This window comes from Mixta mediterraneensis, assembly GCF_030283135.1.
Lineage (GTDB): Bacteria > Pseudomonadota > Gammaproteobacteria > Enterobacterales > Enterobacteriaceae > Pantoea > Pantoea mediterraneensis.
The window spans coordinates 1-12,308 of the sequence record NZ_JASUAZ010000004.1; the positions used below are offsets into that span (position 1 = coordinate 1).

At 52.3% G+C, this 12,308-nt stretch carries 13 protein-coding genes; 1 reads left to right on the forward strand and 12 read right to left on the reverse strand.

Going from position 1 to position 12,308, the window contains the following annotated elements:
- The 6 genes from excA to traW form a co-directional block, all read right to left on the reverse strand.
- Positions 1-664 (reverse strand): plasmid IncI1-type surface exclusion protein ExcA (gene excA, locus QRY16_RS04195; RefSeq protein ID WP_289775755.1); only part of this gene is annotated, 664 nt, incomplete at its 3' end.
- 21 nt (positions 665-685) lie between these two features.
- Positions 686-961 (reverse strand): type II toxin-antitoxin system RelE family toxin, encoded by a 276-nt coding sequence (locus QRY16_RS04200; protein WP_289775756.1) that lies wholly within the window; start codon positions 959-961, stop codon positions 686-688.
- Positions 958-1,209 (reverse strand): type II toxin-antitoxin system Phd/YefM family antitoxin, encoded by a 252-nt coding sequence (locus QRY16_RS04205; protein ID WP_289775757.1) that lies wholly within the window; start codon positions 1,207-1,209, stop codon positions 958-960. The genes QRY16_RS04200 and QRY16_RS04205 overlap by 4 nt, the downstream gene beginning before the upstream one ends.
- Before the next feature lie 103 nt (positions 1,210-1,312).
- Positions 1,313-3,466, reverse strand: a complete 2,154-nt coding sequence (locus QRY16_RS04210) for a DotA/TraY family protein (RefSeq protein WP_289775758.1) — start codon at positions 3,464-3,466, stop codon at positions 1,313-1,315.
- A gap of 66 nt (positions 3,467-3,532) precedes the next feature.
- Positions 3,533-4,042, reverse strand: coding sequence for a conjugal transfer protein TraX (gene traX, locus QRY16_RS04215; RefSeq protein ID WP_289775759.1), 510 nt, complete (start codon positions 4,040-4,042; stop codon positions 3,533-3,535).
- On the reverse strand, positions 4,042-5,064 hold the full coding sequence (gene traW, locus QRY16_RS04220; RefSeq protein WP_289775867.1) for a conjugal transfer protein TraW: 1,023 nt from the start codon (positions 5,062-5,064) through the stop codon (positions 4,042-4,044). The genes traX and traW overlap by 1 nt, the downstream gene beginning before the upstream one ends.
- Here traW and QRY16_RS04225 point away from each other — a divergent pair.
- The gene (locus QRY16_RS04225) at positions 4,990-5,160 is read left to right on the forward strand and encodes a hypothetical protein (RefSeq protein ID WP_289775760.1); all 171 of its coding nucleotides are present in this window, start codon (positions 4,990-4,992) and stop codon (positions 5,158-5,160) included. The genes traW and QRY16_RS04225 overlap by 75 nt on opposite strands.
- 78 nt (positions 5,161-5,238) lie before the next feature.
- Here the strand turns inward: QRY16_RS04225 and QRY16_RS04230 are convergent, their stop codons facing one another.
- The 6 genes from QRY16_RS04230 to traO are packed head-to-tail and all read right to left on the reverse strand — an operon-like array spanning position 5,239 to position 12,308.
- A complete protein-coding gene (locus QRY16_RS04230; RefSeq protein WP_289775761.1) occupies positions 5,239-8,316 on the reverse strand; it encodes a putative type IV secretion/conjugal transfer ATPase in 3,078 nt (1,025 codons plus the stop codon).
- A 22-nt stretch (positions 8,317-8,338) separates the two neighbouring features.
- On the reverse strand, positions 8,339-9,295 hold the full coding sequence (locus QRY16_RS04235) for a hypothetical protein (protein WP_289775762.1): 957 nt from the start codon (positions 9,293-9,295) through the stop codon (positions 8,339-8,341).
- A 60-nt stretch (positions 9,296-9,355) separates the two neighbouring features.
- Complete coding sequence (locus tag QRY16_RS04240; protein ID WP_289775763.1) at positions 9,356-9,739, reverse strand: DUF6750 family protein; 384 nt, start codon at positions 9,737-9,739, stop codon at positions 9,356-9,358.
- A 24-nt stretch (positions 9,740-9,763) separates the two neighbouring features.
- A complete protein-coding gene (traQ, locus tag QRY16_RS04245; protein ID WP_289775764.1) occupies positions 9,764-10,291 on the reverse strand; it encodes a conjugal transfer protein TraQ in 528 nt (175 codons plus the stop codon).
- Positions 10,291-11,046, reverse strand: a complete 756-nt coding sequence (locus QRY16_RS04250; RefSeq protein ID WP_289775765.1) for a hypothetical protein — start codon at positions 11,044-11,046, stop codon at positions 10,291-10,293. The genes traQ and QRY16_RS04250 overlap by 1 nt, the downstream gene beginning before the upstream one ends.
- An 11-nt stretch (positions 11,047-11,057) precedes the next feature.
- Positions 11,058-12,308, reverse strand: coding sequence for a conjugal transfer protein TraO (gene traO, locus QRY16_RS04255; RefSeq protein ID WP_289775766.1), 1,251 nt, complete (start codon positions 12,306-12,308; stop codon positions 11,058-11,060).

Consider the following 12,308-nt stretch of genomic DNA (forward strand, 5'->3'; position numbering starts at 1 on the left):
GGATCAGGTTCAGTCCCTGCTCGTCGGCAATACGTTTTGCCTGGTGCTCAACGCAACCGGGAACGTTGTACTCATAGGTCCAAGTCTGATTGCGCATGGCATTGATTTTTTCATACAGCTGACTGGCTTTACCAGTAGATATAGCGACAGACGGAAGCTCAGGTATGCCGGTGTAAATTCTTAAGGTATTACCTTCCACTTCAATTGATTTCCAGTCATACATTCCAAAACCCATTACACGCACGTCTTTAGGAGAAAAGAAGTTTAAAAGTGTCGTGTCGGGATGATTGATGTATAAAATTGTGCCTTTTTTAGTATCGATTGCTAGATAGCCCCAGCCAGTACGGTTCATCGCGATATTCTGAGGTTGTGGAACGTTAAGCCCGGACTCTTTGAAAAATGAAGCAAAGGCTTTGATGTTTTTTCTTTGTTTATTTATTGAATAAAAAATGACAAAAAGTGTTAAAAATAAAGATAGGGCTAATAGCGTGAGGATTCTGTCTTCCAAAAATCGACTGTTTATCAACTCCTGGAAGTTGAATATTGCATAGATGGCTAGAGGGATGTGAAACGGCAATGCAAATATGCAATAGGCGAATGATAATACGCCTGCGGCCGATACGGTCCAATTTTTCGAATAAGTGTCTATGTGTTTTACTGTCATTTGTATCATCCTGATCAGATTCTATCTGACTCTATTACTCATCAGATTGAAGACTTCACTATGTTCACGTTTACCAATAGCTATCGCTGATATTACGATTTCGTCACTTAAGATCTCATATGCCAGTCTAAACCCCGATAATTCGAGTTTTATGCTGTGGTAATTATGAATATTTTGCATGCAAGTGGAGGGCTTTACGGATTGTTTTAGTTTGTTGGCAAACTGTAACTGGACTGATTTATCGAGATTGCACCATTCTTTAAGTGCATCAGTTCTGAATTTGACTCTATAGCTCATGAGTAATTGTCCAGATCGACGTTATGCAGCTCCTGCCCTGAGCGTTGTTTCACAAGATTTGCTAGTTCCTGGTCATCAATATACTCCAGCATCTGCTGGTACAACTCTGCTGGCACGCAGTAAAAAGCAGGTTGATTGCGATTGAGGATAGCCACCGGATATCCGTTACCAGCATTAACCGTAGCCATAGGATTCGTTTTTAGTTCAGTGATGCTGGCAGTTATGTTGCTATGAATGATGCTTGGCATAAAAACCTCAAAGAACCTGTTAATAGGTTTATTTTATCATAATAAAACCTCTTAACAAGACTTTTTGTTCATTCTTTGCCCGCATTTCTACGGGCAAAGCGGATCACTTGAAACCGTCGTTATTCCCTGAAGGCTTGTTTTGATCCATTTTCTTAATTCCAGGTGTGTGACCTGCTTTGCCACCAAAACCTGCGAACATGTTACGGGTAGACTCTACGGCACCTTTCATCATTTGCGCAGCTTCACGACCACCAAGCCAGGCGATAACATAATCCGGTAAATAGACCTGCAGACTGAATGCAGAAGAGACTAGCGTGGTGCATAGCCTGGCATAAATCATTAAAATACCGATTATACTTGTCATCCCAGTTATAGAATCAGCCTGAACGTTAGCAAGCGCTGGTAAAATTAAAATGTTCAGTAAAGTACCAATTGCAACGACAACCAGACTGGCAAAGAAAAAACCAAAGACCATCAATGATGGACGAATGGCGGCATCTATCAGGAATATGTAACCGTAATTAGCACGACTACCTTTATCTTCCTCTGTACCAATATGTGTTGCAGCCCATAATGAGCCAGCTGTAGTACCAATCAGTACGCTCCCTAGCCATGACGTACAAGCCGTAATCCAGTAAATTAAAGGTATAAAGGGAAGAAATATTGAAAGGGAGAATCCGACACTTAGCAGTATGAACAAGATGAAGTAGACAATGGGGGCGATAGAGCCAATAACGCTTTTTGCTATATACCCTGCACCTGAAACCGTATTTATAATCTTTGCCCAACCATTGCCATCAGCTGACGCCCAGTCGACGATTGCTTTAGTCGAGGCAAAAACGGCAAATGTTGTCTCTGCAGCCCCCAACGTATAATCACCGACGCCTTTCATTTTAAGTAGCGGATTAACTTGGCTGGAACTATCAGTATCTCCACTCGTCATTACTGACTGGATGATAAAATTTGAGAATCTTTGCCCTGAAAAAAACGGCAGTATTTTTAGAATCGCAGAATTTGCTGACTGCACATCATCAAGGTTATCGTTACCAGGCGTATTCGCTGACCCAAGCGGCGGCGTAAACGTTGAGTTTTTTCTTTGTGCCAGCAGTGCTGTTTTTATCTCTTCCTGCAGTCGGCCGACGCCCACTTCACCAATGCTTGATGGCCCGGTCACAATAGGGCTCTGATTTGCTAGGCTGTTCAGTTTCTGGTTTGCGGTAGCAAAAGATCGATACCAGGCACCGAGTGAGATCCATCCGCTTTGTTTGAGATAATTAGCAAGTTCACCCCGAATTGAACCCTCGTTATTAGTAGTTGCAGTCGCAGCGTTGATGGTGTCTTCATAGCTTCTTGCTGCCTGCTGAATTTCTGATTCCACATCTGGGAGCTGGGATTGTGAGCCATCCTGATAGCTGAGCCAGGCATTAACGAAATTCTCGGCACCGTTCGATAACGTGCTGTTAATAGTCGTAAACGCGGCGTTCTGCGCATTTTCCAGCGGGCCTGAGTTGATAGGCACGTTGAATGAGAACCAGGATCCACTTTCTGTGGCCTCTGGGAGCTTTGCGCTGCCGCAGATAGCACTGCCGTTCGTTACCCTGATTTCTTTTCCATCCGATGAACGCTCAACCGCCATAGGCGGCGTGCTACTACTGCCGTACTGATGCATCTGTGACTGCTCAGTATTCAATGCCGCCTTGCAAAGATACATATCAAAAATGCCCCGGGCGGCGGTGATAGTTTCACCGGAGACAGGCTGCATGATCATTGACTGACCGTCCATGATCGTATCGGCAGCTTTATCAGTGAGAAGATTAGCGCTCCCTACGCCCATAATCGAAGCCATCCATAAAAACGCCAGATTGGAAATCGACCAGCCGGACGGTGTCGGAACCAGGGCCATGAAACCGGCCAGGGAGGATACGGGGGCCATCATTGTGGTACCACGACCAAAAACCTTTCCCCGGTTGCCCGTCAGGACGGTAGCCCTAAGTGTGACCCCCATAAACCAGATAAAGGCGAGTCCAGCGATGATGCCATTGAATACGCCGTAAAGTTGACCAATAAAGCTGACGTTTGCCGGTTGAAGCGGATTATTTACCATGTCGCCAAACACCATAACTAACATCTGGCGGGACAAATCTGAACTGCGTGTGGCGGCAGAATTTATTGTGTCAAAAGTAACACCGTCAGCAAATGCTGGCAGCGCAATACAGGCCAGCGCGATGGCTGACATAAAGAGAAGGATTTTTTTCATGGGGAGTTTCCGTAATACGGACAGGTGTAGTTCCCAGGGAGGGAGTAAGGCAATGCGAGATTTAGATCAACGTTGCTGCCAGCTGAAAATGTCCCGTAGCCAGTTGCCGGCGGCTTTCCATTCCTCGAAAGAGCCAAGCTGGCGGGTCTGCAGCTGCCACAAGTGATATTGATTTTTCAGTGCCCGGACGAACATCAGGCCGCTAAATCCTGCCAGCATGAACGACATGCTCAGGGTCCGGCCGAAAATGATGCCTGAGAATGGTATGCCAGAGATGAGCATCGCGACTGGCAGGAACAGGGCAAGCAGTGCCGCCCCGCCAAAAAGCAAAAGCCAAATGCGCTTACTCCGAAGGTAACGGCTTAAAAGCACCTCCCGGGTCTGGCCACTCGCCCTGACGGCATCATCAAATGACAGGAGTTCGGTTGCCGATTCATCCTTTACCTGTTTCAGACGGCGGGCTTGTTCTGCCAGCTTCGCGCCCGAATATTTCATTGCCCGCAGTATGCGGGCGGTTTCAGACAGGGGAAGTAACACATTGGCGGCATGGTACGTGGCCTTCGTGAGTTTTTTCATCAGCGGGTTGCTCCTGCAGAGGCCTGTTGAAGTTTCTGTGCCAGGCGGGGTTCATAATACTGTGCGCTACTCAGACTCAATTGCTGGCCAGACAGAATGGCGTTCTCCTGCAGTTGCTGTTTAATGCCCAGAAGAAGGGCGTTCTGCAGGCTCTGAACGCGGATGGATTCGCGCATCAGATTGTCACCGTCCATATTTTGCAGGTCCGTTTGATAGTCGGTGTTGGCATAGCGGCGGTTCACCTCAAAAGACTCAAATTCACGCAGGGACATCATGCCAGCACGTTTGGCTTCAGCGGAGGCGTTCTGGTCATACCATGCCTTGCTGGAGGGGGTTTGCAGGGTTTCAGCCAGTACGTCTTTTGTCGCCTCATTGGGCTGACTGGCGGCAACCATCGCCAGTTGTGGCTGCTCTGCCGCGCTCTGAATAGCGTCATGCTCGGTCATCAGGCCTATGTACTGGCGACCGCTATCTGTTTTGACCTCTCCTTTCTTCAGCGCTCGTCCCACATCGCGCCGCGATGAATTCTTCAGGTACATCATGGCTGCGTCGGTCTGTTCCTGGCTGAACGTCAGTTCCGGGGCCTTGTCTTCAGCACCGGCACCGGCGAGTAAAGAGCGAACCTGCTTGTCACCGCCGGGGAGATCGGAAACCCCGTTGCAGAGTTCCCCCCAGGCATCCGCATCCTCCTGTGTGCAGTAATTACGATGAATATCAGCCGTGGCAAACTGGCTCTGTTCCGGTGCGGCCGGTTTTGACGACAGCACCTTTTTAATTGCTGCGTTACTGACACCGCCGCCACTGGCCAGACTGGTTTGTTTCGCTCCCGCCTGCCGTGCTATCTGCGAGGCTTGCCCGGAGGCCGACTCACTACAGATTGACTCAGGAACTGTGTAGCTGCGTCGTGCTTCCTCCAGATTTTTCACCTGCTGTGCATAAGTGGCGTATTGCTGCATGTTCTCAGTGGACTGCTGGATCATGGCGGCAATTTTGTCGTTTCCGGAGCTGACAGCGCCCCCAATTTGCTGATTGGTGCTGAGAATACTGCCGAGCGTGCCGTTAGCTGGGGAACGACCTCGGTAGTTATTGGCGTGCTGGTGATGACTTCAACGGGATAGGCGAACGCCTGATACACAGGCAGCATCACACCGCCTATGCAGGCAGCCAGTATGAGTTTTTTCATGGGAGTCTCTGTATTAGATTTGCAGGCCGCGCGCGGCGATAAGCTCGCTGGCCAGACGGCTAATCACGTTGCCGTGGTCGGTTTCTTTGGCTTCTTTCTGGCGAAGGTTAATCAGTTTTTCTGCACTGCCAGTCGGGAAGGCTTCGGCCAGAATGGCGCGGGCCGTTCGTCCGTCGAGCAAGTCATACAGCTGATCGCGCAGCGCGGCATCTTTCGGTGTGGAGTTCAGCGCCCAGAGCTCTTTCGGACCCAGCGTGTTTTTGAGAATTTGCACCACCCGGCCCGTTTTCAGGCGGAAACACGCCAGGAAATGGGTACCGCTGCCATCGGGGGATGCGCCGGAGCCGATGTGCCGGAATGCCTGTGCGGTGTGCATCGGTACACCAAAATGCTCCGTCAGAAGCGGCAAATCTTCATGACTGATCTGCATAAGATAAAGACTGTTGGCGGACTTCAGGATCTCATGCGGGAAGTGGTTCAGATACTGTGAGCTGAGGACCGTCCGGATGAAGAACTTACGGTTTTCCAAGTCTTGGGTGACCAGCTTACTCATAATGAAAGGAATATCTTTTGCATTATGGAGTTCGTCATAGATTTTGGTTTTGACCTCCTGTGCCAGCTGCGTCAGGCGTTCGTGATGAAATGGTCGGTACATCTCAGGCAGATGCCCCATCAGTTCGTTACGGTACTGTGGTAACTCAAAGTGTCCAGCGGCCAGTTGCCCTGCATAAAGGTACATCAGCCCGGTTTTCACCTGACCGGCGCGGGTTTTGCCACCGACCACGTTGTTCAGATCGATGGCAATCACACGGGTATCCGGGTTGAGCTCGAAGACTGTGCGGCCAGCCAGCATTTTGTAAGTGCGCAGCGCATCAGACAGACAGCGTTCAATGTAGCTCAGCAAAGACTCACCGCTGCCGTGGCGGGTAATGGTTTCATATCTGGAAAGCACGTCGGCATCATTAAGGTAAAGCTGCAGGTCGCTCAGCTCAGGCATGGCCTGATAGTGCGCCCGTGAGGCGGCCTTCAACTCACCTTTTTCAAACAGCAAATCCCGGACTTCAAACCAGGTCGTCTTCTGCCACCAGAGTGCATCGTACTCATGGTTCAGCCCCGTTTTTTCCAGTGCCGCATCTACAATGGGCTCTATCGTCGGGGCATAACGTACCGGGTCCTTGTCGGCGTTGTTGTCAAAGGCGGTTTCGATAACGGTCGTCAGGATTTGCCTGCAATCCTGCGCGTTGGGTGGAATACCGGTTTCTGGGTCAACGCAAAGCGCTTCACAAATATTAACCATAAACTCTAATTCTGGTGTCAGGGGGTATTTCATACCCAACTGGACATCGAACGGGTTTTTACAATGCTCGCGGCTGTTTTCCAGAACCAGGCCGACGACCTCATGTTTGCGATCGGGCGACAGCGCATCACGCACCAGTTTGACCAAACCCTGTGCACCAAAGCCTTTATCCACATAGGAGAGGAAGGGAATATTGTTTTGCCCGGAAAATAAAATGGCTTCGCTGAGCGCGCCAAGTGCAACGGTCTTACCCGTACCCGGCTCGCCAGCTACAATTTCGGTAAATTTCGTTTGCAGGTTACTGGCCAGCTTAACCGGGTAAGGTTTTCCGTCCGGTGTTGCAAACACAATGCTGGCATCGTCTGCCCAGGGGGGGGCCGGTCGCTGCAGGGGTAGTAATGCCAGCGCGGCTGAAAGCGGGGGAAACATCAGCGACGGAATACTCAGCGTATTGGCACCGGTGAGTGTTGATACCCATGCGCCGATGGGGTCACCAAACGTACCAGTCACCTCGCAGACTCCCCAGGACTGTAAACCCTTCTGCAACAGCGTGCGGTTACGTTTGACCACCTCTTTTGAGCGGCCCCACGTACTGGCACAGACTGTCATGACGCAGACGGGATCGCTTTTACCTGCATGCTCCAGCCACTGAACGGAGTTATAGACAGAACGAAGCGGAGGTAGAAGGGCAGCCATACCCAGTACCATTTTTTTACCGCCGAGGACTTTTAGCCCATTGGGCATCAGATCCATACGAATACGCCAGGGAAGTCGGCGACTCATCTTACTGAACAACTCGCTGAAGGTTTCCGGCTGCTGCGGGCCGAGGGACAGTGCAAGCGTCGCGTGCCAGTGGCCATCAAGATGAACAAAGCTACCATCAGCCTCTGGTTCGCTGTTAAACAGCTGGTAGTTAAGATGCGGGGCCAGTAGTGTCGAGTGATCCTTGCCTTTGGGTAACCCATGTGGCCATTTTATATCGCCTGGCAGGAAGGGTTTCCAGTCGGGCGAGGTACTGTCACGTTCAGTCTCTTCGCGCAGGTGGAAGCCAAATTCGCGGGCATTCATCAGACGAATACGCGTGCCAAAATCACCGTTGCCAAACTGATTTTCCAGCGTGGCCACGAAGGTATCGTGGCGAATTTTCAGGCCTTCCAGCTCATGAAACAACGGATTCTGGCCGTAACGCGCGCCCGGCGCTGCTTTCAGTATCGCATCCCTGCGTTTCTCCTCATCCCTGCGTTCGGATGTGGCCAGCGCTTCTTTCGAGGTGTACACCACAAGAAAAGCACGCTCCCGGGCGACGAACGGTGCCAGCTTCTCAATACGCTCGTCCAGAATGTCAGTCAGGTCGAGATTCATACGTCGGAGGCCCCGGTACTGGTGTGCCAGCAATTTATGCAGCTCTTCGCGTGCCTTGTCCGGATCACGCTCAAACACAAAGCTGAGCTTATGGCCAACGGCCTGAAACTCGCTGGTCAGCAACGTTTGCAACCGGTCAATGTAGCTACTGAACAGCGCATTATCGCGTTTTTCTTCTTCGGTAATGGCCTGTTGTTCGTTGAACTGACAGTAGGTCCCTTCAATTTCAAACACGCTGGCGTAATGCCCAGTTTCTGTCACGAAGATATAAGGTGCCTCCATATCGGGGCGACGCTTTTTGTCATCGTCGGTGAGACCGATTGTGGTACGCAGATCGCAGTAGCGCGTAAAGTCCTGCCCCAGCGCGTAGCGGGAAGCATAAGCCAGCGCCTCTTCCACGCATTCAAGCGCGGAGACTAATGGATTTTTCATAGGTAGTTGTTCTCGGACGATGTCAGTTCTGAGTGCGGTACTGATTTAACAGGGAAAGCCAGGTCGATGGCTTTATCGAATCAGCGGTGATATTGCCGGAAATCAGCTCAGGGTTGGGGATAAGTGCAATGTGCCTGAGACGTTGCTGCAGGTCTTCGCGCAGGCGATCCCGTGCCTGCATAAGCGCCTGACCAAACTCACCGGGATGACAGGTTCCCCAGAAGGCTTCGGCTTCTGCGCGATGCTCTGCCAGCCAGCGAAGAATGGTTGTAGCGCCCTGTTTCTGGCGTTCATCCCCCTGTTGTCTGGCGATGCTCACCGTTCTGAGCAGATGACTGATGTCTGCCGGCGAAAGCTCCGGGAGGTAAACCATGACACCATCATTAGCTCCCAGATTATTGAGGTGACGACTGCAGGCGCATACCGGACAAGCTACGCCAAGGTTGGTGTCTGCCGTATCCTCCGGATTACTGTTGCGAAATATCAGGGTGTTATGCTTACTGGTGTAGCCGCAAAAGTCACAGCAGTCGTCGGTAAGCTTTCTGGCCCTGCGACGTATTGCTGGGGAATGAACCGCGCTTTCATGGCCCCATATTTGCTGCTCAATGCCAAAATTTTGCTGTCGGCGCGGCAGCGTCAGACGCAGCAGTTCGACATTGAGATTAGCCCAGCGGCGAAATACCTTCAGAAGTCGTTCTGTCAGCGGTACCTGCTGGGTACTCTGTTTTATTGCCTTCAGGTGTTCTGTGAGCGGTGTCAGAGGTAAAAGCACAACGTCGCAGTCATAACCTGTCTCATGACGCGTCATGCCGCAGTAATAAAAGTGGCTGACCAGCGGTGTGAGCAACTGGCAAAGGGTGAGATTATCTGGCTCATCAAGCTGGATAGCTGGGGTGTCTGTGTCGCCGTCTTCACCGGGTAGGCAGGGCTCCAGCGTAACGGGGAACAGGGCACTCACGTTTTCCGGGAACAGGTTCACGTGTTTGGACTCCTTCTGTCTGATTGAAACCCCGGGGCATATGCACCGGGGCATGGCGATTTAGCCCACATCAACCGGATTCAACTGGATACTGCTCTGGCCTTTCTTGATGAACTGGTCGATGGCGATAAGGATGAAGCCAGCACCAAACGCTGTCAGCACCCAGCCCCATGAGATTTGAGGGTTTTTCTTTTTAGCTACCCAAAGGATCACCCCTACAATCACGAGGCCGATGCCACCAAATTTGGCCAGTTTTAGCAGGCTTTTTCCTGAGTTGTCTGCCCCATCAGCCAGAAAATCAAGCATTCCAAACAGTGTGTCATCTGCATGAGCTGGCAGAGTCACCGTCCCAAGTCCTGCTGCCAGAACAGATGCCAGGCGAACGCGGACAGATGACAGTGCCAGCCAGAGACGGACGGAAACGAACAGAGAAACATTACGCATTTTTACTACCTCATTGTTGTTGAATTAATTCCAGGTCAGACCCAGTGTTTTTTGCAGTGCATTAAGTAATTCGGGGTTACAGGCCAGCAGGATGCCGGTGATGGCCATGACCAGGCCTGTGCCGATGTCTTCCCGGGCTGACAGACCTGTATGGCCGTCAACCAGAGAACGCCGGGCGCGAACCACGCCCATGTAAAAGAACAGAACGCCCACAGCACGCAGCAGCGTGAGAACCGCATCGATGGCCAGTTTTGCCTGTCCCATGGAGTACGGGGCATAGGCGATCGCGTCGAATGACACATCACCAAAGCTCAGCGTGTGCGCTGCCTTGTTCATCATCTGTTGCAGGGCGATAAGTGCGCCGCCCAGACAGACCGAGGCCAGCACTTTCACGCCGCTTGAGGGTTTGCCGCTGCGTGAATTGCGGACAGCGGATACCAGCGTGGCAATGCACCCACCCAGGCCGAACATAAATCCCAGCGCGAGAACAAGCCGTATTCCGCTGGTCTTCAGGCCATCAGCCACATGGACAAGGATTTGAATGGCGTCCATCAACCCCCCTGGCGAATTACGCCTTTGTCAGTGACGACAACCCGACGCTGGGTATCGATGCTGCGAATAGTCATGCCTTGCAGAACGTCACCTGCCTGAACGGACCAGGTACTCCCGTTGTGTGTTATCCACGCCATGCCGGGGTACACCGTGTTAACCCGCCAGCCGGTAACACCGGTAGTTTTGGAAAGTGTTGATGGTGTGCGGGAGGATCTTCTAACCGGCGCCACTTTTCCGGCTGTTGTTGAGGTCGGTGGTTGTGCTACGGATTTAGCCGCCAGTGCATGCAGCTGAGCTTCCAGTGCGGCCAGACGTTGTTCTACATTGCCTGTGCGTCCATTCAGTACCGTAATCGCCTCCCGGTTGGCAGCGCTGTACTGCTTCATTTCCTCTGAGTCAGTGATTGTGAGGGCGGGTGACTCCGGTGTGGTTATGGGGAGAGGGGGCGCTGACGAAACCGGCTCAGAAGTTGAGGTTGGTACGACCGGCTGCGCCACCTGTTGTGCACCTTCATCCGGGATGAAGGTCCGGGAGGGCGGTGAGTCTGGCCAGACGGCGTACACGGTCAGCGCAATAAGGGCTGCGCCCGCAACCAGCAGCGTGCTCAGGTCATAGCCGAAAAACTGGCGTTTCTTCGGTTTTTCGTCGAATACCTGAGAGGCAGAGGGTTCCGGGTCTTCTGCGGCGGCGGTGTTATCTGTGGGCAACAGGGAAGCGTCCGGAGCAAGGTCCGGATCAAAATAGTCTTCTTTCATGGCGTGTCTCTTCAGGGGTGTGTTGCGGGGGTAAAGGTTCCGGCTGGCTGGATGCGCAGGCCGGTTGATGCGGCACCTGCCGTCGTGTTGGTTTCTTTATCACTCTCTTTGACTGCGGTCATAAAGAGCAGGGCGATACTCTGGCCGCGATCGACGAGAACCTGCTTAACCGGCAGTTTCTGGGCATCGCTGGCAATGACCTGACCAGCCTGTTGAGCGGCACCGCCAAGGACTGTACCGGCAACGGCTGTTCCGTTTGGCATGCCGACGCGACCTTCGAGGGTGTTGTAGCCATTACTCAGGATCTGCGTATTGGCGTTTGCATAAAGTTGTCCACCCAGCCCGAGTCCGTGAGCCAGCGCGGGTAGCAGAATACGCGTGCCGTATCGGTTATTTACGCTGGATGCCACCGAGGATTTCAGCGTATCGGGCTCTGCAGCCCAGACATCGGTGCGCCAAGTAGCGTTATTCCAGGTCATTTTGGTGAAATGAATCTCGACACCATTACCTGCCAGTCGAACACTATTTGCCATCAGCGTTGCTCCGGCATAGGGGCCTGCAGGGATATGAGCCAGCACCTGAGAGCTGGTGTTGTCAGAATCGACAGCCGTATCGATAACCCCTCCAGGTCGGCTTCCTGCTGGGATCACCACATTGTCGGTACCTGACGGGCTTCCTGATAGTGCCGCCGGCGTTAGCGTTGGTGCCAGGCTGTCCGTCCAGCTTGCGTAAACACTCACCGGGGTTCCTCCCGGATTACCGCCTGCCTGACCGCCGGTCATACCGGTAATGCTGGCAACCTGTCCCGCTGGTGCGGCTCGCTGGATAACAAGCTCTTTCAACATGGCTTCCAGGGCCTTCTTGCGGTCCGGATCGACACCCGACGGGGCGGACTGTAATTGCTGAGAATACCCGGGCGGTGGCGGTGTCTGTGGCACGGGTAATGGATCCTGAGATATTGGTGGAACCTGCCTTACCGTTCCCGAACCGACAGAGGCGATGAAGCTGCTGTTAGCTGCCTGTGCCCGCGTTGCGCCATCTGCATTATTCTCACGAAGTATTTCCCGGTATTGCGGACTTTCCGGAGCGATTTTGCCAGACCCTCCCGCGACCTTATCAACGTTGATTCGGGAGGCCGGAGGGGGTGGCGTGCTCATCCAGGAAACCAGCAGGAATCCGCCGGAAATCAGCGAGAAAACAACGGTTGCAATGATGATGCCGGTTTTTTTTACGTCCCGGCTGACGTCTTTTTCGGCGGACAT

Coding starts and splice junctions, on each gene's coding strand:
- traO (WP_289775766.1), bottom strand. CDS start 12,308: ATGTCCGCCGAAAAAGACGTCAGCCGGGACGTAAAAAAAACCGGCATC.
- QRY16_RS04250 (WP_289775765.1), bottom strand. CDS start 11,046: ATGAAAGAAGACTATTTTGATCCGGACCTTGCTCCGGACGCTTCCCTG.
- QRY16_RS04230 (WP_289775761.1), bottom strand. CDS start 8,316: ATGAAAAATCCATTAGTCTCCGCGCTTGAATGCGTGGAAGAGGCGCTG.
- QRY16_RS04205 (WP_289775757.1), bottom strand. CDS start 1,209: ATGCCAAGCATCATTCATAGCAACATAACTGCCAGCATCACTGAACTA.
- traX (WP_289775759.1), bottom strand. CDS start 4,042: ATGAAAAAACTCACGAAGGCCACGTACCATGCCGCCAATGTGTTACTT.
- traQ (WP_289775764.1), bottom strand. CDS start 10,291: ATGGACGCCATTCAAATCCTTGTCCATGTGGCTGATGGCCTGAAGACC.
- QRY16_RS04210 (WP_289775758.1), bottom strand. CDS start 3,466: ATGAAAAAAATCCTTCTCTTTATGTCAGCCATCGCGCTGGCCTGTATT.
- QRY16_RS04240 (WP_289775763.1), bottom strand. CDS start 9,739: ATGCGTAATGTTTCTCTGTTCGTTTCCGTCCGTCTCTGGCTGGCACTG.
- QRY16_RS04200 (WP_289775756.1), bottom strand. CDS start 961: ATGAGCTATAGAGTCAAATTCAGAACTGATGCACTTAAAGAATGGTGC.